The 22106-nt window shown below is 27.2% G+C and carries 22 protein-coding genes; 20 read left to right on the top strand and 2 right to left on the bottom strand.

Annotated features, from left to right (window positions below; all coding sequences use genetic code 11):
* The first annotated feature begins 89 nt into the window (after positions 1-89).
* The 5 genes from PZA12_RS24965 to PZA12_RS16160 all read left to right on the top strand — a co-directional run bounded on the left by PZA12_RS24965 (position 90) and on the right by PZA12_RS16160 (position 3404).
* Positions 90-716 (top strand): hypothetical protein, encoded by a 627-nt coding sequence (locus tag PZA12_RS24965; protein ID WP_103698387.1) that lies wholly within the window; start codon positions 90-92, stop codon positions 714-716.
* Positions 717-820: 104 nt separating this feature from the next.
* Entirely contained in the window at positions 821-1438 is a 618-nt protein-coding gene (locus PZA12_RS16175; protein WP_103698386.1) for a hypothetical protein, read from the top strand.
* 67 nt (positions 1439-1505) lie between these two features.
* Positions 1506-1664, top strand: coding sequence for a hypothetical protein (locus PZA12_RS16170; protein WP_181006000.1), 159 nt, complete (start codon positions 1506-1508; stop codon positions 1662-1664).
* Between the two features lie 183 nt (positions 1665-1847).
* Positions 1848-2474: a hypothetical protein gene (locus PZA12_RS16165; protein ID WP_103698385.1), complete on the top strand. Its 627-nt coding sequence runs from the start codon at positions 1848-1850 to the stop codon at positions 2472-2474.
* A 150-nt stretch (positions 2475-2624) separates the two neighbouring features.
* Positions 2625-3404 carry a hypothetical protein gene (locus PZA12_RS16160; RefSeq protein ID WP_103698384.1) on the top strand — a complete coding sequence of 260 codons (780 nt, stop codon included), beginning with the start codon at positions 2625-2627 and terminating at the stop codon, positions 3402-3404.
* 307 nt (positions 3405-3711) lie between these two features.
* Here PZA12_RS16160 and PZA12_RS16155 read toward each other — a convergent pair whose 3' ends face one another.
* Complete coding sequence (locus PZA12_RS16155) at positions 3712-3912, bottom strand: YvrJ family protein (RefSeq protein WP_017212392.1); 201 nt, start codon at positions 3910-3912, stop codon at positions 3712-3714.
* Positions 3913-5155: 1243 nt separating this feature from the next.
* Between PZA12_RS16155 and PZA12_RS16150 the strand changes: the two genes are divergently transcribed.
* From PZA12_RS16150 to PZA12_RS16140, 3 genes are all read left to right on the top strand, one after another.
* Positions 5156-6031, top strand: a complete 876-nt coding sequence (locus tag PZA12_RS16150; RefSeq protein ID WP_103698383.1) for a helix-turn-helix domain-containing protein — start codon at positions 5156-5158, stop codon at positions 6029-6031.
* A gap of 58 nt (positions 6032-6089) precedes the next feature.
* On the top strand, positions 6090-7481 hold the full coding sequence (locus PZA12_RS16145; RefSeq protein ID WP_103698382.1) for an MATE family efflux transporter: 1392 nt from the start codon (positions 6090-6092) through the stop codon (positions 7479-7481).
* A gap of 137 nt (positions 7482-7618) precedes the next feature.
* Positions 7619-7828: a hypothetical protein gene (locus PZA12_RS16140; protein ID WP_103698381.1), complete on the top strand. Its 210-nt coding sequence runs from the start codon at positions 7619-7621 to the stop codon at positions 7826-7828.
* A gap of 107 nt (positions 7829-7935) precedes the next feature.
* Here the strand turns inward: PZA12_RS16140 and PZA12_RS16135 are convergent, their stop codons facing one another.
* On the bottom strand, positions 7936-8508 hold the full coding sequence (locus PZA12_RS16135) for a sigma-70 family RNA polymerase sigma factor (RefSeq protein WP_103698380.1): 573 nt from the start codon (positions 8506-8508) through the stop codon (positions 7936-7938).
* A gap of 564 nt (positions 8509-9072) precedes the next feature.
* On the opposite strand from PZA12_RS16135, the gene PZA12_RS16130 reads away from it, so the two are divergent.
* From PZA12_RS16130 to PZA12_RS16075, 12 genes are all read left to right on the top strand, one after another.
* Positions 9073-10176, top strand: coding sequence for a hypothetical protein (locus tag PZA12_RS16130; protein ID WP_103698379.1), 1104 nt, complete (start codon positions 9073-9075; stop codon positions 10174-10176).
* Positions 10177-10180: 4 nt separating this feature from the next.
* The gene (locus tag PZA12_RS16125; RefSeq protein WP_103698378.1) at positions 10181-12055 is read left to right on the top strand and encodes an McrB family protein; all 1875 of its coding nucleotides are present in this window, start codon (positions 10181-10183) and stop codon (positions 12053-12055) included.
* On the top strand, positions 12039-13844 hold the full coding sequence (locus tag PZA12_RS16120; protein ID WP_103698377.1) for a DUF2357 domain-containing protein: 1806 nt from the start codon (positions 12039-12041) through the stop codon (positions 13842-13844). Before PZA12_RS16125 ends, PZA12_RS16120 begins: the two co-directional genes overlap by 17 nt.
* Before the next feature lie 499 nt (positions 13845-14343).
* On the top strand, positions 14344-14592 hold the full coding sequence (locus PZA12_RS16115; RefSeq protein ID WP_103698376.1) for a GGDEF domain-containing protein: 249 nt from the start codon (positions 14344-14346) through the stop codon (positions 14590-14592).
* Between the two features lie 24 nt (positions 14593-14616).
* Positions 14617-14796 (top strand): hypothetical protein, encoded by a 180-nt coding sequence (locus tag PZA12_RS16110; RefSeq protein ID WP_103698375.1) that lies wholly within the window; start codon positions 14617-14619, stop codon positions 14794-14796.
* Between the two features lie 251 nt (positions 14797-15047).
* Positions 15048-15461 (top strand): hypothetical protein, encoded by a 414-nt coding sequence (locus PZA12_RS16105; RefSeq protein WP_146047542.1) that lies wholly within the window; start codon positions 15048-15050, stop codon positions 15459-15461.
* A gap of 11 nt (positions 15462-15472) precedes the next feature.
* Complete coding sequence (locus PZA12_RS16100; RefSeq protein WP_103698373.1) at positions 15473-15769, top strand: hypothetical protein; 297 nt, start codon at positions 15473-15475, stop codon at positions 15767-15769.
* 55 nt (positions 15770-15824) lie between these two features.
* Entirely contained in the window at positions 15825-16565 is a 741-nt protein-coding gene (locus tag PZA12_RS16095; protein WP_103698372.1) for a hypothetical protein, read from the top strand.
* A 359-nt stretch (positions 16566-16924) separates the two neighbouring features.
* Positions 16925-17509: a GGDEF domain-containing protein gene (locus PZA12_RS16090; RefSeq protein WP_103698371.1), complete on the top strand. Its 585-nt coding sequence runs from the start codon at positions 16925-16927 to the stop codon at positions 17507-17509.
* A 59-nt stretch (positions 17510-17568) separates the two neighbouring features.
* On the top strand, positions 17569-18561 hold the full coding sequence (locus PZA12_RS16085) for a helix-turn-helix transcriptional regulator (RefSeq protein ID WP_103698370.1): 993 nt from the start codon (positions 17569-17571) through the stop codon (positions 18559-18561).
* A gap of 213 nt (positions 18562-18774) precedes the next feature.
* On the top strand, positions 18775-19665 hold the full coding sequence (locus PZA12_RS16080; protein ID WP_103698369.1) for a helix-turn-helix transcriptional regulator: 891 nt from the start codon (positions 18775-18777) through the stop codon (positions 19663-19665).
* 200 nt (positions 19666-19865) lie between these two features.
* Positions 19866-22106 (top strand): dynamin family protein, encoded by a 2241-nt coding sequence (locus PZA12_RS16075; protein ID WP_103698368.1) that lies wholly within the window; start codon positions 19866-19868, stop codon positions 22104-22106.

Here is a 22106-nt window from a genome sequence, read left to right as displayed (position 1 = left end):
GATAGCATTTTTTATAGAGTTTAAATCTAAGTAAGATTTACTCAATACTTTTTAGCGTTGAGTAAATTCGTAACAGGGGAGAAATAATAATGATTAAAAATAATTTAGTAAAAACAATATCTTTAACAATTATAGCAATGTCTTTAGCAGTATCTAATTCGATTTATGCTAATGCAGAAGATAACGTTAATATTGAAAAAGCAAAAGCTGAAATAGTACGAGGGATTAATCCTACTCTTGAAAATGGTCTAAGTCTAACGACAGACGATCTTGAATTTGAAGAGGAAACAACAGTAAAAAAACATTTCGATTACGAAGATACTAAGATTAATCTTATAGATGAAAAAATATATAATTTCAAAAATAAACAATACATTAAAAATCATTATTATTATGGATTAAATTCAAAATGTATTTATAACGAATATAGAGGTACTGGTGGTGGAAGTTTAACTGTATTAAAGGATGGAAATATATATGCAGAATTTGAGTTTTGTGGAGGTAACTATAGTGGGCAACATGGATGGTTCGGGACTAATGGCTGGTCTCAAGATGCGAATTATCCATATTGGTACTACTTTAAAAATGGAATAGTTCAAACTGGTTGGATTTATGATAATGGCAAATGGTATTATTGCTATAGTAATGGAGAAATGGCACATGATACAACAATAGATGGATATCAATTAGGTGCTGATGGTGCTTGGATTCAATAGTAAATGCAAGAATTAAGAGAATAAGTGATGAAAAATTGAGATTAACTGAATGATATAAAAAGTGAGTAAATGTAAAGTATTGTATGAGTAAAGGGGAATAATTAATGAAAACTATGAAATTAACAAAGATAATAGCTAATTTATTATTAGCATCTTCACTAATCACATTAATGCCATTAGAAGCTCAAGCAGAAACAGTAAGCAAGCAATCAGGGAAAGTAATTGAGAATACAAAGTCAGATAAAAAAGGAGAATGGATAAGTGTAAAAAATTCATATACATACAATCGATGGTATAGAATAGGTGATTCTTGGGCTACTGGGTGGCAAAAGATAGATGGAAATTGGTATTATTTCAATTCAGATGGCTCTCCAGCAGTAGCTACACCAGAGCGAGGGAGTAGTTGGAAGCAAATAGACGGAAAGTGGTATAGCTTTGGTGCAAATGGAATTATGAAATCTAATTCAATAATAGTTGATTATCCTGATGAATATTATGTTGGAGCAGATGGAGCACTAACTCAAATGCCTACAAGCGGATGGGTAAAAAAACAGAATGCTCTTTTTGATAATTGGAGGTATAGGATAGATAATGCATGGGCAAAAGGATGGCAACTAATAGATGGAAAATGGTACTATTTCTATGTGAGTGGAGATATGATGACTAATTGTACTAAAGATGGATATCGTGCAGGAGAAGATGGTGTATGCGTACCAGTTTAAAGTGTGAACTATATAAACAGGGTTATATAATTATTTAACTAATTGCAATAATTTAGAAAACTTGGCAATGAGTTTTGATCAAGTAACTGATTTTTCTGCTTTTGAAAAATTAAATAATTTAAAGAAAATTTATATAATGGATTCAAAGGAAGAAGAAAAAGGTTTTCAAGAAAATATTAAGAAATATTTAAAATCAGATGATGTCAAATTTGGCTACTTTGATTAGATATCGGATTTTGTTGATTTCAAATTAAAGAATAATCATTTTTGAAAAAGTATATTCATGCATGGATGATGAAGGTGTATATGGAAAGCTTGGTTATTATGAAAATGGACAGACTGTTACTTAGTTATCCATGTAATAATTAAGTAAGAAAACAAAATAATGATGTTAAAGGGGAAATAATTAATGAAAACTACAAAATTAACAAAAATAATAGAAGGTTCATTAATTGCGCTTTCAGTATTGGCATTAAATTCAATAGGAGCAAGTGCGCAGTGGAGAGAAAATTCTACAGGTTGGTGGTATTCAGAAGGTAGCTCATATGCTAAAGGATTGACACAGATAGATGGAAAAAGTTATTATTTTGATTCTAATGGTTATATGAAAACTGGATGGATAAATGATAGAAATAAATATTATGATAATTGGTATTATTGCTATAGTAATGGTGAGATGGCGAAAGATACAGTAATTGATGGATATGTTATTGGAATATATGGAGAATGGGTAGAAGGTGTAACAAAAGATGAAGTTGAACAGTATAAGAAATTAATTTATGAAAAGATGGATATTAAATCTAATCAGGAAGTAAAAGTTAATTCATCCGGGAAAAACATGAGTATTGATTGGTATAAAGATTTTCATATAAATGATGGTATTTGTTTTAAACTTATAGAAACTCCACAAGATTATGAGCCTAGCACAATTTTTATTGACAAGGATAATAATAAGGTTTATGAACTAGATGGTGGGAGAAATTTGGTGGAATGGAGTAATAAGGAGAGAATAAAGAATTTTAAATATACTGACTAATCTTACAATACTATATTACAAACATATCTAATTAAGTCCTAGTGGATATATAGTTGCTTTTACGGCATTAAATCTAAGTTTTAAGTTATATTAAAATAGAAACCTGACTTTATTATAAAAGAAGGTTAACGTGAGTAAGGAGGATAATTCATGAAAAGATTAAAGTTAACAAAAATAATAGCAAGTGCATTAATAGTAGCTTCAGTATTAGCATTAAATCCAATAGGTGCAAGTGCACAGTGGAAAAGCGATTCTAAAGGTTGGTGGTATACAGAAGGTAATTCATATGCTAAAAATTGTTGGAGCTTAATAGATGGAAAATGGTATTATTTTGATTATGATGGTTATATGCTGCATGACATAATTATTGATGGATACTATTTAAATTCAAATGGAGCATATATTAATGAGCCTTCAGAAGAAATAAAGAAATATGAGAGTTTATTAAGTGATAAAGATTGGATTAAAAAAACTACAAATACAACTTCAATATATAACCCTATAATTTTGGATATAAATCAAGATGGTACTTCAGAGATGTTATTTAACTCAGAGTGTGGTTTGGGATTAGCTGGGGAATCATTATTTGTAGTTACATATGATAATGGAAATGTGAACGTAGAACAAATAGAAAATTCTCATGGTGGTTATTATGGATATAGTAGTTCAGAGAAAGTATTTTTCATTTGTGGTGGAAATCAAGGAAGTAATTATGCCAGAGGATATAAATTAGAAAATAATAAATGCAAAGAAGTATATTCATGTTGGGATAATGCAGGTAGATTTATAAATGGAGGTGCAACTTATTATGTAAATGGACAGGAAGTTTCTAAAGATGAATATGATTCTTCATTAAAAAGGTTTGGAAAAATAGATAAAGGGCAAGGCGCAGAGGGAATAGTGACAGCCAATATGGATGAGTTTGAATAATAATTAGCTGCATCATAAATGAAAAAGGTGCAAGCTGTAACAAGGCATTAGACTAATCCTTCATTTGGATGACCGATGGCGCATAAGGCTTCACTTATATTGGATAAATTACTTAAGTATGGTGACATTAAAGATACAAATGATGAATTTGAACTTAATCTGGAAGAATAGATTAATAGGATATAATTAAACAAATTTAAAGGCAATAAACATTGAAAATTAATGAAGTGTCCCCCAAAATATTAGAAATATGATACACTCATATTTAATATTTGGAGGGCACTTCATAATGTTTATTGCCTTTTTCTTAAGCTACGTTATGAGAATCATCATTAGGACTATCAGTATCAATAGCTACTCCAAGTTTAGCTGATATTATAGTATTTAACCTATTAATTGATGAGGATAAGTTATCAATTTGTCTTTCTAAGCGTATTAGCAAATATGCTGCTACAGCTATAGCAAAGCCATTGTTAGCCACAAGATTAATTAAATCAGTTACCTGCATATATATCCACCTCCTTTTAATGGATATATGAATGTACATAAACAATTTTAAAATAGTTAATGAAATTATTATATATACGTTGCAAAAATAATTCTTCATCATAATTATAAAAATATTACAAGAATTTTAGCCGCAATTGTGAATTGTGAAATGTGCATTGTGAATTGCAATATATATAAATAATTAGATATAAAATAAATTATTGAGCTTCACGCAGCTGATGGATACAACAAATAGTGAGAAGAAATGAGCATTATAGATAACTCAACTATAATATACTTATGCGTATGCATCACCGAAATCATAAATATTTTGTTCCGAAAAGCTATGAAAATATATTTATAATTTCTAGTAAAGATATGAACTCAAGTTTTAACAAATTTGTAAATGCATATTATATAATAGGTAAATATTATTAAAAGGAATACTTAAAGCAATAAGAGCTTTTGGTATTCTTTTTTTATTTTTATGAATGTACTAAGCTGCTAAGCAATAGGGCGCAAGAATTTTCATAAGGCTTTGTAAAATTTAGAGAGATATTTAAAACAAGCTCAAAACATTTAGTCAATATTCTTATATGGTAAAGAATATATATTCTCCACCATATTTATTCTTCAGAATACTAGAATATATATTCTGATATTCTAATATTCTGAAGAATATGCTGGAATAATACGGGTTTGAAGGCTGTTGGCTTAAAAAAGTTCGATTTTTATGTGGTTTAAGATAGGAAAATACGTCTTAAATATTAGTGGAGAAAAATTTTAATCGCGTAATGAAATTATAGAGTGTGTTTGTTAAATGATTAGGAGTGAAATAAGAATTGAATTAAAAAAGAGAGAAGACTTTTGTAAAAAATAGATGGATCTGTAATATTTATTATAGCCTTTGGATTGATAGCAATGGTTATTTTTTCAATAAACGTAGGTTACGTATTGTGATTACATTACATTTGATGGGGGAGGGCTTGGGATAATGAAAACAGTTTTGAAATTTGATTAACATGTATATTATTAAAACAGTAAATTATAATTGAGGAAAATATAGGAAAAATAATAAAAAATTGTAGTATAATAATGATATGATATTCTAGTACTATTCTGCGAAAAACATAGGTACTTTTTTTTCTCTAAGATAGGGTAATTATATCCATCAAATCTAGAAAAGGCAACATTGGTAGCTTTAAGTTTTATGTCATATAAGCTTAGATCAAGTAATTAAGAAAAATCTATGAGGTGATGTTATGAATACAAAGAATTATGTTTTGGATGCAATTGAATATTTAGAAAAACACTTGCTTGAGGGAGTTTCATTAGAACAACTTGCGAAGCAGTTTAATTTTTCTAAATTTCACTATGCTAGATTATTCAAAGCAGTGTTGGGAGAGAATATTGGGGATTATCAAATGAAGCGTAGGCTTACAATTGCAGCGATGAGATTATTAGAGACAAGAGATAGTATATTGAATATAGCTATAATGTGTGGATATAGTTCTCAGGAAAGTTTTACCCGTATGTTTAAGGCATATTTTGGTATTACACCAAGGGATTATCGTGACAATAAGATTGAATATTTAAATTTATATAAATATTCAATTACACAGGAAGACATCGAGAGGGTGATGTCATATGAAACAGCAACAGAATATCAAATAATACATAAAAATTCTTTTGAGATAACAGGATTATTGTATCATGGGGATAATAAAAAACATGATGTTGCACGTATTTTTAATCAAACTGCTCAAAAAGTGCAATTGGATAAAATATATAATCAAATTGATGGGGTTTACGGATTGGATTTTTGTAAAAATGAAGAAGTGAGGAGTTATGAGTTCGATTTTATCGCTGGAATTGATAGTCGATATTTTAGTCAGATTGACAGGAAAGATGCTCAATTAGTACATAAATATATACCGGAGAATGATTATGCAGTATATTCCTTAACAAATATAATCGAAAAGATACAGATTCAGATACAGAGAAACTGGTTTAGCTTACTTAATGATGAATTGTATGTCCCGTGCGATAATTACGCATATGAGTTTTATCCCAATGGTTTTGTACCTAATCAAAAAAATATTGATGCATATCTTTTTATTCCGATAACAGCAAGATAGGTCAAAAAATCTTTTACGCGGATTGTTATAATAAAGAAAAGTAAGAGGAGGTAATAATATGACTGAACTTGAAAATTTTATTCTGGAAGGTAGTATCAAAAAATTACTCTTTAAGTTTTCTATTCCTGCTATAAGTGTATTTTTAGCTAATGTATTGTATAACATTATTGATGCAATTTTTATAGGTAATCAGCCTAATGGTAGCTTGGGAATTGCAGCTTTAACTATAGTCTTTCCTATTCAGCAAATAATACTGGCGCTTTCTCAAATGATAGGAGTTGGAATTGCTTCTATAACGTCTAGAAGTCTTGGAGCAGGAGATAAACTAAGAGCAGAAAAGGCTGTGGGGACCGCATTAACATCCTCTGTTTTATTAGGAATTTTAATTATGGTTATAGGACTCGTTTTCATAAGACCTATGTTATATATCTTTGGTTCCTTGGAAAATATACTACCCTATGCTGTAACATTCTTTAGAATTACTTTATATTGCAGTGTTTTTTTCGTTTTTAGTATTGTTGCCAATAGCATCATACAATCAGAGGGACATGCTAATATTGCTATGATAAGCATGATAATAGGGCCTGTAATTAATATTCCGTTAGATTATATATTAGTTACAAGACTTCAATATGGGATAAAAGGAGCTGCAATTGCTACAGACATTTCGCAAATAATATGTTTCATATTTTTACTAGTATACATCTGTTTTAATAGCAAAATTTTAGGGGTGAAAGTTAAAAATTTAACAATTAATATAAAGTTATTAAAGGAAGCGATTTCCTTAGGATTATCTACGTTTATGACTCAACTGGCTTATGGAATTCTAGCCATAGTATTAAATAATTCATTAAAAGTTTATGGCGGATCTGACTTATATGTTTCTGCAATTGGTATATATAATCGTGTATTTGGGTTTATTACCATTACTATGTATGGAATTAGACAAGCCCTTCAGCCTATTATAGGATTTAATTATGGTGCTAAAAAATTCGATAGAGTAAAACAAAGCTTAAAGCTTGCAATTTTAGCATCAGTTATAATTTCATTGGTATTTTTAATTATAATTATTAGTTTTACAAATAAAATAGCGGGTGCTTTTACATCTGATAATCAATTAATAGCATTGACTGTTCCTATTTTAAGAGTAATGATATTTATGAGTCCTTTAGTAGGTGTTCAAGTAATTGCTTCAAGCTTTTTTCAGTATATTGGAAAACCTAAGCCAGCATTATTTTTATCAATAATGAAACCATTTTTGTTTTTAATACCATTAATTTTAATCATCCCAATATTTCTTAAAATCACTGGTATTTTTGTATCTGTTCCATTAGCTGATTTTCTTGCTGCAATGATATCTTTAATTTTTATATATCGTAAGATAAAAAAGATGAATAAATTAAACTTAATTCAAGGAGAAAATAAAAATTCACATTCCAAGCTTGGTTGATATTATGGTATTAAGTTTATTGTTGAAGCCCATAATCCATTAATTTGTTTTCTATTGAGTACCGCCTTCATTTACAATGTGATTATGGTAATAATCTATAGCAATATTAACTATGGTACTGACACATATGTTAATGTCTGGATGAATACTTTTTAATTTCATTTATAGCTTTAGCAATTAGAAATTCTACTTTTCAGGATGAGTTAAAATGTTCTTTGTTAGAGAATGGGATACTAGATAAATGTCAGGGCTGTAGCCTTAGATATATTTGTGATGGAATTGATCAAGTGGTTGATAGCTATGTGGAGGAAACTACTGAAGTTATAAATAATTTTAGTTTTGAATAAAGTGTATATTTAATATTTAAAACTATTGGAATATAATATAAATCACATTGTAATAATAACAGCTCCAAGGATAAAAAATTAACCTTGGAGCTGTTAGACGTTTAGCTTTAATAATAAAATGAAATATTATTGTGGATTTTTCTTAGAATATTTTTCTTTCTTACAATAGCAGTAGAATAGCACATATTTTTTATATGGGCATAATCCAGAACTGTATAATTTTTAAAGAATACAAAATCTATAAGTTCTTTCTCATCTTTAGTTAAATTTTTTAGAGCTAGTCTTAAGTCTTCATAATCACACATTTCACATAATGAAGTCTCAGGAGAGATTTCTTGTGACGGGATGTCCTTTTCAAAATTATCATGCAAACTTAGAGCATTATTACCTTCAGTAGAGCTTCTGGTTTTAATTCTCTTAATCAAATCATTTATATTATTTTTAATCGCATTGGTAGCATAAGCAACGAATCTATGCTTGTCTAAGTTATACATAGAAATAGATTTAAAAAGTGATTGATAGCACTCCTGAATAATATCATATGAGTTATATCCATCAATGAAAGTTCTTTTTGAGATATTATAAATTAATGGCCTAAATTCTTCAGCTAATTTTTCTTTTGCTCCTTCATCATTATCCTTGCACCTAGTAACTAAAGCTTCGATATAATTAAAATCCATATAAACCTCCTTCATACATAAAATCTATAAATTTAATGAATTATTTTACACATATTGTGTTTAATGTTAAATTGACCTCTACATATAGTATATATGGTTAAATTCTATATAACGTATATATGAAAGCAATTTGGAGAAGAAAAATTATTATAAAGGAAGTGCTAAGAATTGATAACGGTAATAGTTATGGTTGTGATTAGTGATATGAAATAGAAGATCAAGCTAATGAAATAACGAAACAAAAGATAGAAAACTTTATGTGGGAATTCATATTAATGTGGGGGGAGATAGTAGGTCAGAAGTATTAGTTTGGAAAAGATAAATTACGAAGGTACTGCTCGAGGCAAGTGAGAGATTGATGAAAGTAAGTTTGGATAAAATGATTAATTTTAATTGAGTTAGTCATAGAAATAATATATCCATATAATACAAGAAGGCAGCAGAGTATATATTTTATGATATTTGCTTTTTGGGATTTTAATTAGCACTTATTTATGAATAAAGTTGATATTGTAGAAAAATATAGAAAAAGTATATATAATTGTATAATGAGGGGGAGTTAAAGTGGATGACAAAATGGTAAGTTACTTGTTAGAAATAATAAGTAATGAAAATTTAATAAATATTGCTAAGAATGTTAAGTTAAAAATAAAAGGATTTAGAACAATACAATATAAAAATGGAGTTATGACACCTCCAAAAAAGCTAATAATTAAAGAGCTATCAAACGTTGAATATAAAGCTTCGATCAATGAATATTTTAGCAATGATTCTAAAGAAAATATAGAATTGGAAATAGAAGAAGCTAGTAGTTTAAATATTATGAGTAAAGAAGATAAGATTAAGATGGCTAAATTATTAGAGCAAATTCTATCTTTTAGCAGCAGTAATAAATTAAAGATAGGAGGCCGTGAAACTGATTTAGCAACAATTAAGGATATATTATTAGAAGATAATCAATTAGAAAAAGCGCAACTTAGAGAAGATAAAAATAACGAGAAATTAATAAATAATGATTATAGTGAACAGATAGAAAAATTAAATAAAGATATGGATGTTTTAAAAAAGAAAGTTCTTGAACTAGAAAAAAAACGAGCAACATTAGAGGATAATAATAAAAAAATGACATCTGATATAAAGAATTTAAAAAAAGAAAAAACAATGTTACAAGAAGAAAATGAAAAAGTAAAAAAAGAAAATCAAGTTAATATTAAAGAAAATGAAAAGTATCAAAATGAATTTTATAGTATTAAAAAGAAATATGATGAGCTTAAGGTAATAAACGCATCTCAAGAAAGAGATATAAATAGAAATTTATCTACGATAGAGCTTTTAAAGGACGCCAATGAGAAGTTAAAAACTAAGTTGAATCTTTTAGAAAATATTGAACAGGAAAGACGGAAAAAGGAGATAAAGAAAGTTGTAGTTTTTGGAGAAATATATTCAAAAGAAATAAAAGAAATAGATAATTATGATATTTGTACAGTAGAACCAAATAAATTAGAAAATTTTAAAGATATTATTAATAAGTGTAATGAGGTTTGGGTATTATCGTATGATATATCTTATTTAGATAAAATAAATGTTGAAGAAAAAATTGACTCAAATAAGATTAAAGAATTTACTTCGTATAAAAAATTAAGAGAATATTTGAAAAAGGAGAATTAAATAGATGAATAAAAATTGGGATATATACATGGTAGGAACTTTAGCAGATGCTGAAGAAATGTATGGAGGGGCGTGGAAGGATAGTGTTTTTATAAATAAGTATAATTCTTTACAATTTGCTATAAAGTTAATATCAGATCAACCAGAGAGTTTCCCAAATAATAGGTATTTTACAGTATATACATCTGATATACAAGATTGTGACTTTGAAGACGATATAACACTTTCAGAGGAAGAGAGAGTTTACCGATTAAAAAATTTCTTATCAACAAGATTATTAATATTTAAACCAGTCCAAAAAGGAGAGAATTTTGTAGTTAAAGATGTTAAACAAGTAAAAAAGCCTACTAATTATAAAAATGCTTCAAAATATATTCCGGTGCCATTATTTACTGTAAATAATTTTTACAGGAAATTTGATGAATTTATAAATTCAGTTAGTAGGAAGGAATTTATAGATCAGCTAGATGGAATTTCTAATGAAGTGTCAGATACACCATCAATAATTGCGTGGAAAGATGAACAAGATGTGAAGGTAATAGGGAATTTTAACGGTCATGTTTATTCAAGAGGAAAGGTTAAATTTGAATTTGAATATTTAAAGCATGCTGATATAAATCAGGAGCTTTTTTTGAACATAATCCAAAGTCCGGAAATTAGGAATATATTATTTGTTGGTACAGATGTTTACTTGGAAATGGAGCGTGCAATAGAACAAGGAATAGCATTTGAAGAGGAAATAGAAGAAACTAAAGTAAATTTAGAAGAAGAGCAAGAAGAGAAGGTAGAAGAAAAAAATTTTATTAACAATTTTATTAAGAGAACTAAAGAGGCTGGATTAGTATATTATGAAAAAGATTTAATTAATTTTCATACAGCTATGAAATCTTCTAACTTGGTAATATTATCTGGAATGAGCGGAACAGGTAAAAGTAAATTAGTACAAATGTATGGAGAAGCACTAGGATTAGATTCTTCTCAACTAAACATAATACCAGTTAGACCATCGTGGTGTGATGATAGAGATTTATTAGGATATGTAGACTCTATTCATAATGTATATAAACCAGGTGATGCAAGTTTAATTGATACATTAGTACAAGCAGATAAGAATATTGATAAGATTTATATTGTTTGCTTTGATGAAATGAATTTAGCTAGAGTAGAATATTATTTTTCTCAGTTTTTATCTATTTTAGAGATGGATTCAGCGAAAAGAAAAGTTACATTATATAATAGCGATTTAGAAAATAAATTATATAATGCAGATAAATATCCATCGCAGATTACAATAAGAGATAATATTTTATTTGCAGGAACAGTTAATATAGATGAATCAACATATCATTTTTCAGATAAGGTTTTGGATAGGGCAAATGTCATTACTTTAAGTGCACAAGAACTTACTAAAATAAAAGATGTGAAATTTGAAAAGCAAATAAGAAGTCCTGAAATTATGTTTACTGAATATAATCAATATAAAGTAATTCAATCAGAAGTTACATTAAAAGAGAGAGAATTAGATTTATTAAATATATTAAATATAGAAATAAATAAGACTAATAAAAATTTAGGTGTAGGTTTTAGAATAGTAAGGCAAATCGATTTATATTTGAAAAACATTCCTAATGATAGTATTTTAACTAGAGAAGAAGCATTTGATTTACAAATATTACAAAGGGTTTTAACTAAAATTAGGGGTTCACAAGAGCAAATGCAGGAGTTAGTGGGCACTTATAATAAAAATGATGATAATATAAGCAATAGCATAATTATTGATAAGCTGGATGAATATGAGGAAATATCAAATTTTAACAAATCTAGGAATTGTATAAAGCAAAAGGCGAAAGAGTTGAAAATTTATGGATATACAATATAAAGATAATAATGAATTTTTAATAGAAATTACACAAAATAACAGTCCACAACAAGCAAAATTTTTTGATCAAGAAATGGATTTTTATAATTTGGAAGATGCAATAGTAATAAAGGAGAATGTTAGTACTAAATTACTATTTAGATGTGAAGATAATAATGCCAAGCTTTATATTGATGGAATAGAAACACTTAATAATGATATTGTAAAAGAAGATGATGGGGATGTATATATAGAACCTTCTAATAATTTAATTGATCTATATACTGTTGATAATTTTCCATTAATACCTGGAACATTTAGAATAATTGTTGAAATACATAATAAAAAGTTTTATTCTAAAATGAAAGTAGATCCTAAATTATTTACAGAAAAGGAACTAGAAATAGTTAAGGATGATTTAGAAGAAGAAATTAATGGACTTGCATTTGAATTAATTAAAAAAAATATATCAATTGGTGAAGTTTTTATAGATGATTTGCCTATAGATTTGTACAAATTTTTTATTATAGAAAGCAAATTTTTTAATGTAATGGCAGCTTTAGAAGATTTGAAAATTAAACCGAATTATAAAATAAAAAAAATATATAAAACTGTAAGAGAAGATGAGGCTAAATCTATTGATGAGATAACTATAAGGGGTTATTTGCAAGGAGATTTAGAGGAAGGATTTTTAAAACAACCGACAATTGAATTGAATTATGACTTACCTGAGAATCAATGGATAAAAAAAATAGTTATAGAAATTGGAATGTTTTTAAAAGATTTTATTGAGGCCAGTGAAAATTTTGTATATAAAAAGAAAATCAATATAAAAAAATTAGAAAGATACAAAAATAATGAGAATAAAATAAAAGACGAAGAAAGAACTATTGAATATGTAAAAAAGTTAATGAATTTAGCCACAAAAATGAAGAATTCAATTAGTATATTAAATTCTGTAGAATGGTTCAAAAGTGTCTCAAATAAAATTGAAATTAATCTTCCACATACATTGTTTTTTGATTCAAGATATAATTTAATTTATAAATTATACCAACAATTAAAAGGAAATGAATTTACTATTACTTTAGATAATAAATTTGCATTTCAATGGAAAAGAACAGATAAATTATATGAAATGTGGTGCTTTGTGAAGATAAGTAGAATTCTAATAGGAGAGAAACTTGGATTTAGAATAGATAGTGGATGGTTATTTGATCAAACTATTGAATCCAATAAAGTTTTAATACCCGAATTAGAATCAAGTACAAGGCTTTCATTTAAAAAAGATGATATTTATATGAACTTAACATATGATGATAGCATGCCAAATTACAGTAGTGAATCATCAATATATAAAACACCATTATATATTACAGCTAGTAATAGACAACCAGATGGAAGAATAGATGTTTATAAAAGCGATGTCTATATAGGAAGTATAATTTTAGAGTTTAAATATAGAGATAGAAAAGGTCTTTGGGCTACAAAGTATATTAAATATCAAAGAGAAGCAAATTCAAATGTTATAAAACAATTAACAGCTTATGGAGATAATTGCTCAACACGATATTTATTTATAAAAGAAGGAGAAAAAGGATCTAAATATAAAAATTCTATTAGGCCAGTTATGAGAGTGTTGATATTTTATCCTAGAAGAACAGATCTAGATATTGAAATTGATGAAGTAGAAGATCATAATTTGAAATTTGTGAGATTTACTCCTGAAGTATTAAAAAATGCAGAAGAAAGTTTAGAGTTAGCTATACTCGAATTATTAGAACGTGCAGAAGAATATGGTATTAATTAAATTATTTTTTATGAGGCAGTAATCAAGGAAAAGATTATTGCCTCTTTTACTTTAATTTAAGATTTGATTTATTCTTAATGAAAAAGGGTCACAAAAAATATCTAAGTTATGACTTAATAAATTTATTCAACACACTCATCACATTGAAATAATAGAGAAATTAATAAGCAAATTATATTATGTTTTATTTTATAATTTGAAAAAATCTATATCTAAAGGCATAGGATTTTTTATGTTATGAAAATTTTATTTTTTAAAATTCATACTGACAGTTAATGTCAGTATAACAAAGTATAATTAAAGAAAAGTTTACAGTATAGAAATATTAAAGCAGAGATGTTAAGTGAAGTATGAAAATATAGACAAAGAAACTCTTATCAAAATTTTGATACAAAAGGATAACATTTTAAATAAACTGTATTTAGAAAAAGAAAAATTAAACTATTATGCCAGTACAGATGTGATGACTGGAGTATTAAATAGAAGATCAGGTTTATAAGTGTTAAGTGAAGAGTTTTACTCATCAAAAAGCAATGGGAAAAATATTGTATTGTGCTTTGTTGATGTAGATAGATTAAAGATTGCAAATGATACTTTTGGCCACGAAGAAGGGGACAACTTGTTAATAAATGTAACAAATATTCTAAAAGAGAGTATAAGAAAAACTGATTTCATAATCAGGTTGGGAGGAGATGAATTTTTGATAGTTTTCCCTAATATAACAATGAAAGAAGTCAATAATGTATGATATAAAATTTGTAGAGCTGTAGAGATGAACAATAAAAATAATGATAAATACAATTTAAGCTTAAGTTATGGATTTTATGAATACAGTCGAGAAATAAAAAAAGAAATGTCTATTAACGATTTAATAAGAAAGGCTGATGCAGAAATGTACAAAAATAAGATAAGGATTAGGAGATTTAAGGAAAAAGTGAATAATATACTATAAATAGCATATTATCATCAAATATGAGATGATATAATTTATCATAGAAAATAAATTGGTAAATTATGTTTCACCACACATGATGTAGAACTTTGGACAATCTGTGGCAAATTAGTAATGCGATAGAAAATCAAAAGATATTAAAGATAGGATATTGTAAGCCAGGTATAGATAAAAAGATGCAAGAAGAAATAGGAAAAGTTTATAGGTAATATTCTAATAGAGGTAGTGATGATGTGAATATGAGAAGTAATATGAATAGTCAAGAAAATGATCTTGATAATATTAATGAAGAAGCAGATAAGGAATTTATTGAAATCTATAATTTATACCAAAAGAATAATATAGATGCAAAAATGGAACAAGTTATTAAATTAAAATGTATGAATAACTATAGAAAGAAAAAAATACTCGAAAGGATTTTATTAAAATACTCTTTCTATGAAAAATATATACCATTATCAAGTCTTGGGTTATTCGTTGATTTTGTAGATTGCTATCTGTTAGGTAAGGAAGAAGAGTGTAATTGGAAGTGTCATTATATTGCTAATATATTGGCTGGAATGGATTTTTATAATACTGAATTTGAAGGTAGTAGTATTATATCATTTTTATATGAACTAGCTAAAAGCTTGAGAAATGAAATTTATCAGTATGTTTCTGAATAAGTGTAGAAGAAATGATTTTACAGATGAGAATTTTGCCATGTATAGGAATGAGTAAGATTTATGATATGGATAATCATTTAGAAGCTGCTCAGGATGCTATTGGAAACTATTTAAAAGAAAAAGATTATGGAATATTTAGTATGTCAATAATCATTAAATCGTATGAATATTTAAATTTTAGTAGAGTAAATGAAATTTTTGAATTAATTCAAGGTAAATTTAAATGTGAAGAGATATGCTGTAATATGAAGGAAGTGAAAGATGAAATTTTAAAAGATAAAATCGAAATAATTCTAATTGGAGAATAATTTAAACAAAGTATATACAGAAAATTAATAATTTAAGATATAAGGAGACATTATTATGAACCATATAAAAAATTTGGGTGAATTATTTGAATTATGGGAAAGAGAGTGGCAAAAAGAAGGAAGGGACAGAAATGTCTATGATGTTGAAAAATATGTTAAAGACGGAATAGTTGATAATGATACATGGGATGAAACAGGGAAGAAAATATTATTTATTTTGAAAGAACCTAACGGTGAGCAAGAAAAAGATGATGATGGAAATATGAATTTAGCTTTTGGGTTAAGAAAAGATGTTAAAAAACTAAATCAGTATGCTACCTGGAGAAATATATTTTTATGGTCACAAGGACTATTAAATACAGATATTAATAATATAACTGATTTTAATGAAATACATAAAAAGATAGAAAGTGGTAATTTAAAGAATATTGCTATATTAAATTTGAAAAAAACATTTGGAGCATCTGTATCAAATATGTCAGAGATTGAGGATTTTGCAAAGAAGGACAAAGATTTGATTTTGAAGGAAATAGAATTAATTAATCCTGATATTATTGTGACAGCTAATGTAATGTATATACTAGAAATGCTAATACCAAAAGAGCAATTGAACACAAATCTTAATTTAGATAAATACAATGATTGGATCAATGAATGGAACGTAGGACATAAGTCAATATGTATAATAAAGCATTATCACCCTCAGTGCTGGAATTTTAAAGATGAAACGAAGTATAATGATTGTTGCTTAAGCTATCAACAATATTTAGTAAAGAATAATAATAGCAGGATATGATGGTATTAATACTACAGTAATTATAACTTAAAATTTATCGAATAAGTTTTAAATAAGGATTTATGTTATTACATATACATCAAGTTATAAGAAATAATGCAATTAGGATTATTGATATTACTTAATTAATGAAATGATTATAGAAATTGAAAAGTTCACCATTATCATTAACATCAATAATACGGTTCATATTATTCAAAATACAAAAAAGATAGTAGTCTAAAGTAGAAGTTTATAGTTAAATAATTCTACTTTAGATTTTTTTATTTTTCTAATTCACACTGACAGTTATTGTCATCGCATTGTGTATAATTAAAGGTAAAGTTTAGCAAATATCAATGTTGAGGTAGGGATTTTGATTGGATTATGAAAATATGGATAAAAAAGCACTTATTAAATTATTAGTACAGAAGGATGAGATATTAAAAAGACTATATTCGGAAAGAGAAAAGCTAAGTTATTATGCAAATACAGATGTGATGACTGGAGTATTAAATAGAAGAGCAGGCTTAGAAGTGTTAAGTGAAGAGTTTTACTCATCAAAAAGCAATGGGAAGAATATTGTAGTGTGCTTTGTTGATGTAGATAGATTAAAGATTGTAAATGATACTTTTGGTCATGAAGAAGGGGACAACTTATTAATAAATGTAACAAATATTCTAAAAGAGAGTATAAGAAAAACTGATTTCATAATCAGGATGGGAGGAGATGAATTTTTGATAGTTTTCCCAAAAACAACTATGAAAGAAGTAAATAATATATGGCATAAAATCTGCAAAAAGGTAGATGGATTTAATGAAAATAATACCATTTATAATTTAAGCCTAAGTTATGGATTTTATGAATATAAGCAGGAAATAAAAAAGAAAATGTCTATTAATGATTTGATAAAAGAGGCTGATGCAGAAATGTACAAGAATAAACTAAAAAAAGATGAAATTTAAGGAGAAATGTGTAATAATATAATATAAATGGTAAAATAGGAAAGGTTAACGTATTTAATATGGAAGAATCTAAATCATATGTGTTGTTATTTATTTATAATGAATTAAAAGATGGGAAAGTAGTTACAAAGGATGATGTATTAAACAAATTTAAAATTAATGAAAGAACTTTTTATAGATATATAAAAGAAATTAAAGATTTTGTTTCTGAAGAATCTAAAGATTCTAATGGAGAGTTAATTGGAGAAGAAGTTATAGCAGAGAAAGATGGATATATCCTAAAAGGAAAGCATAGTAAAACTCTAAATGAAAAAGAAGTACTAGCAATCTCTAAAGTTTTGTTAGAAAGTAGAGGCTTTGTAAAAAACGAGATAAAAGGTATGATGAATAATCTGATTGATAATTGTGTGTGTGAAGGTAAAGAAAATATTAAGTTTATTATAGGAAATGAATTAGTGAATTACGTTTCACCGCGACATGGTACAGAACTTCTAGACAAGCTGTGGCAAATAAGCGATGCAATTAAAAAGCAAAAAATATTAGAAATAGGATACTGCAAGCTTGGTATAGATGGAAAGATGCAAGAAGAAATGTCAAAGAGAATTATATATCCACAAGGGCTTATGTTTTCCGAATACTATTTTTATCTTATAGGTTTTATAGAGGGAAGAAGTGACGAATATCCTACTATCTTTAGAGTAGATAGGATTAGGGAACTTATTACTACAGATAAAAACTATAAGGTAGATCACAGTAAGAGATTTGAAGATGGAGAGTTTAGAAAACTAATACAATTTATGCAGTCTGGAGAATTAGAACGAATAAAGTTTAGATTTAAAGGTGGTTCTATAGAGGCTGTATTAGATAGATTACCTAATGCTAAGATTATTAAAGAAGATAATGGCAAATACATAATTGAAGCAAAAATGTTTGGTAAGGGTATAAAGATGTGGCTATTGAGTCAAGGGAAATTTGTTGAGGTTCTGGGCCCAGATAATTTTAGGGAAGAAATGAAAGAAGCTATTGAAGGAATGAGAATGCTTTATAGGTAAGCTACTAAAAATTCATATCATCGAAAAAAGTGATATGAATTTTTAGTTTTATAGATTAGTTTTACCTTAAGTCTAGTCTAGATTAGTTAAAGAAGTGAATGGAGGAAGATATAAAGTGGGGGAAGAAAAAAAGAGGAAAATAAGAAAAGAGACAGTGACTTTAAAACCCATAGAATACTAGATATATATGAGAAACTTCATAAAGGTGAAGCTTTGACCAAGGAAGATATGTCTAAAGAATATAATGTTGTTTACAAAACAATACAAAGAGATATTGATGAATTAAGATACTTTTTAGAAAAAGACCTGAAAATGGGCAGAACTATAATAGTTGATAGTCATAAAAATAAGGCAAAACCAATATATAAAGTCACCAAACGTGGAGGGTTTAAGTTCGGAGATAGGGATATATTTGCACTAGCTAAAATTCTTCTTGAATCTAGAGCTTTTTCAAAGCAGGAAATAACAAGAATATTAGATATATTAGATAGTCAATGTGAAGACAGAGAATTATTTAGAGATACCATTAGAAATGAAGAATTTCATTATATTCCACCTACTCATAATAAAGATCTAATTGATTTTTTATGGGAGATTAATACTTGTGTTCGAAATAAAAGAAAAGCAAAAGTAAAATACAGAAGACAAGATGGAAAAATTAAAGAATATGTATTGTGGCCTCTTGGATTAATATTTAGTGAATTTTATTTTTATTTAATTTGTTATGTTGATGGAAAGAGTGGGGATAATTCGATCGTATTTAGAGTTGATAGATTTGAAGAATATCAGATTGTAGAAGATGGAAACAAATTTCCTTTATATGATAGAGATAGATTCGAAGAAGGAGAATTTAGAAAAAGAATTCAATTCATGTATACAGGTGAATTGATGAAGATACAATTTAAGTTTTGGGGAGATTCCTTAGAGGCAGTCCTCGATAGACTGCCAACGGCCAAAGTCATAGGATATGATGATGAAAATAAAAAAGCAATAATAGAAGCAGAGGTATATGGAGAAGGGGTAAAAAGGTGGCTGCTTTCACAAAAAGAGTTTTTAGAAGTTACAAGACCACAGCAATATAGGGATGAGATGAAAAAACAATAGAGAATATGCTGAAGAATTACCAATAGTTATTCAAGTATAGAATTAAGAATATTTTTAAAAGTAAAATAGAAAAAATATATTAAGGACAAAGTATGTCCATGCATATCCGTTATCATATAGTTATGAAATAACTTTTATAAGGAAGAGTTTTAAGGAATTAAAAATATTCATTAAAAATTATTAAGGAGATAAACATAAGAATGACAAAGTTATATAATAAAGCAATTGAGCTTTTGAGAGAAATATCTCAAAGTATAGATAGCGATTATGAAAAAGATATTGAAGAAATAGAGAATTTATTAAATGATGATAGTTATAAAATAGCAGTAATAGGTGAATTTTCTGTTGGAAAAAGTACATTTTTAAATTCAATTATTGGGAAAAGAGTACTATATTCATCAGCACAAGAGGCTACTGGAGTATTAACTATAATAAAAAACAGTGAAAAAATGCTGGCTGAAATAAGTTATGATGATATCAAGCCAAAAACTATAAATTTAAGTAAAGAAAATAGTTATTTAGAATTAAAATCTTACCTGGATAAGAATGGAAATGATAATAAAAATATTAAGAATGTAAATATAAGTTATCCTATAATTGGAATCGATAAAGAAGTTTTACTTATGGACACTCCAGGCCTTCAGGGGATAAGAGAAAAAGAGTTACTTATCACAAAAGAGGTATTGAAGGAAGCACATGCAACAATTGTATTAGTTGATTATAAAGGGTTAACAGGAACAGAACTTAACTTACTACAAGGAAATCTAAAAGAATTTGGAAGAATAAAAACAAAGGAAATCATATTAGTTATAAATAAAATTAGTGAATTATATTCTTCCAGGTCAAAAGAAGAAGCGCTAATAAAAATTAATAGAGTTGTAGAATCAGTTAAGACTACTTTAAAAGAAAATTCCATAGACAATATAAAGGTATTTGCATTAGATAGCAGAGATTATTTATGGGGACGAGATGTAAATTTATTTAATCAGGTAATTAAAGAGAGCGATTCTGAAGTAAATAAATTATTAACTCAAGAAGAGTATTTAGAAAGGTCATCTTTTAATGACTTTAGAGAATATTTAAATAGATTTTTAAGCAAGGATAATAGATCAAAAGCATTTTATGAAGACATAAAAGAAAGAATTTTAATATTATTAGAAGAATTTAAAAAGGAATTGCAGAAAAATAAAGCTGAAGGTTTGAAAGATATAGATGATGTTTTAAATAAGATTAATCTTCAAAAAGAATTAATTCTTGAAAATAGAAGAGCAATAATAAACTCTACCCTTAGACAGCTAATGGAATCCAATGAAGAGTTTGCAAGGACCATGGATTCTGATATAAAAGATGAAGTTAGTAAAGGTAAAAAACAAATACTTCTATATATAAACGATAATATTAAGTGTTATGAAGACTTAAACGATGGAATTGAAAAGAAATTAGAAAAGTATGTTCAGAATATTATTAATAACTGTATAGAACCTTATAGCATAAATGTTAATAAATATAAGGAAAATATAAATTCACTATTAAGCTATACCTTTAATAAAGAATTTAAGAAGATATTTAACAAAAGTGGAGAAATAAATTTCACCACAAAGAACGATGAAGTTAAAGTGAATTTGGAGTATACGAATAATAATAACGATAGCACTTTAATGGACTTAGAAAAAAGTATTAAGGATTTAGAACAACAATTAAGAAATAATAAGCAATTATTAAGTAAGTATAACCTTAATTATGGCAAAGAAATTCAAAACATAGAAGCAAAAATAAGAGTTGACAAAGTTGATATGGAAAATGAAATATCAAGATTAGGTAAGAGGCCTGACCCAGTTCAGAAATATAGGACAGAGACTAGGACTAGACGGAAATGGCTGCTTTTTACTGAAGAATATGATGTTAAAGTTCCTGATGGGTTAGATCACAGTAAAAGAATAGCCTGGGAGAAGAAACGTAACAATATAATTGATTACTATAGACAAAGAGAGAAAGAATACCAAGATAAGATTGATAGCTTACTTGAGGATAAGACAAAAGCAGAGAATATTAATAAAAAAATTAGTAAATTGCAGATTGGCATAGATAGCTTAAAAGCTAGCAGGAAACAAGCAGCTGAGAATATGGAAAAACGTATAAGTAATAGTAAACAGGTTTTTGTTGAAAACAAGAAAGAAGATCTTTACATATATTTTAGTAAATTATTAGGTAAATATTTTGGGATTATGCTAAGTAAGTTTAATGAAATATTAGGTGAGTATTATGACTATATTAAGAATGAAGTTACTGAGCAGGCAAATTACTATATTAATGCATTTGAGAAGACTCTCGATGAAAAATACAACCAGGTTGTAGAGGGGATAAATGAGTTAAAGATAGATAAAGATAAAAATTTAGATAAGCTAAATGATATGGAAAAATTAATTAACGCGGAGGGCTAA

The sequence above is a fragment of the Clostridium beijerinckii genome (assembly GCF_036699995.1).
GTDB classification, from domain to species: Bacteria; Bacillota; Clostridia; order Clostridiales; family Clostridiaceae; genus Clostridium; species Clostridium helianthi.
This window is presented reverse-complemented; position numbering and strand designations above follow the sequence as displayed.

Excerpts from the sequence above, each read along its gene's own strand:
- PZA12_RS16075 (WP_103698368.1), top strand. The coding sequence starts at position 19,866 with ATGACAAAGTTATATAATAAAGCAATTGAGCTTTTGAGAGAAATATCT.
- PZA12_RS16125 (WP_103698378.1), top strand. The coding sequence starts at position 10,181 with ATGAATAAAAATTGGGATATATACATGGTAGGAACTTTAGCAGATGCT.
- PZA12_RS16145 (WP_103698382.1), top strand. The coding sequence starts at position 6,090 with ATGACTGAACTTGAAAATTTTATTCTGGAAGGTAGTATCAAAAAATTA.
- PZA12_RS24965 (WP_103698387.1), top strand. The coding sequence starts at position 90 with ATGATTAAAAATAATTTAGTAAAAACAATATCTTTAACAATTATAGCA.
- PZA12_RS16105 (WP_146047542.1), top strand. The coding sequence starts at position 15,048 with ATGAATAGTCAAGAAAATGATCTTGATAATATTAATGAAGAAGCAGAT.
- PZA12_RS16085 (WP_103698370.1), top strand. The coding sequence starts at position 17,569 with ATGGAAGAATCTAAATCATATGTGTTGTTATTTATTTATAATGAATTA.
- PZA12_RS16095 (WP_103698372.1), top strand. The coding sequence starts at position 15,825 with ATGAACCATATAAAAAATTTGGGTGAATTATTTGAATTATGGGAAAGA.
- PZA12_RS16165 (WP_103698385.1), top strand. The coding sequence starts at position 1,848 with ATGAAAACTACAAAATTAACAAAAATAATAGAAGGTTCATTAATTGCG.
- PZA12_RS16170 (WP_181006000.1), top strand. The coding sequence starts at position 1,506 with ATGAGTTTTGATCAAGTAACTGATTTTTCTGCTTTTGAAAAATTAAAT.
- PZA12_RS16135 (WP_103698380.1), bottom strand. The coding sequence starts at position 8,508 with ATGGATTTTAATTATATCGAAGCTTTAGTTACTAGGTGCAAGGATAAT.
- PZA12_RS16120 (WP_103698377.1), top strand. The coding sequence starts at position 12,039 with ATGGATATACAATATAAAGATAATAATGAATTTTTAATAGAAATTACA.
- PZA12_RS16155 (WP_017212392.1), bottom strand. The coding sequence starts at position 3,912 with ATGCAGGTAACTGATTTAATTAATCTTGTGGCTAACAATGGCTTTGCT.
- PZA12_RS16175 (WP_103698386.1), top strand. The coding sequence starts at position 821 with ATGAAAACTATGAAATTAACAAAGATAATAGCTAATTTATTATTAGCA.
- PZA12_RS16100 (WP_103698373.1), top strand. The coding sequence starts at position 15,473 with ATGATTTTACAGATGAGAATTTTGCCATGTATAGGAATGAGTAAGATT.
- PZA12_RS16110 (WP_103698375.1), top strand. The coding sequence starts at position 14,617 with ATGAACAATAAAAATAATGATAAATACAATTTAAGCTTAAGTTATGGA.
- PZA12_RS16150 (WP_103698383.1), top strand. The coding sequence starts at position 5,156 with ATGAATACAAAGAATTATGTTTTGGATGCAATTGAATATTTAGAAAAA.
- PZA12_RS16160 (WP_103698384.1), top strand. The coding sequence starts at position 2,625 with ATGAAAAGATTAAAGTTAACAAAAATAATAGCAAGTGCATTAATAGTA.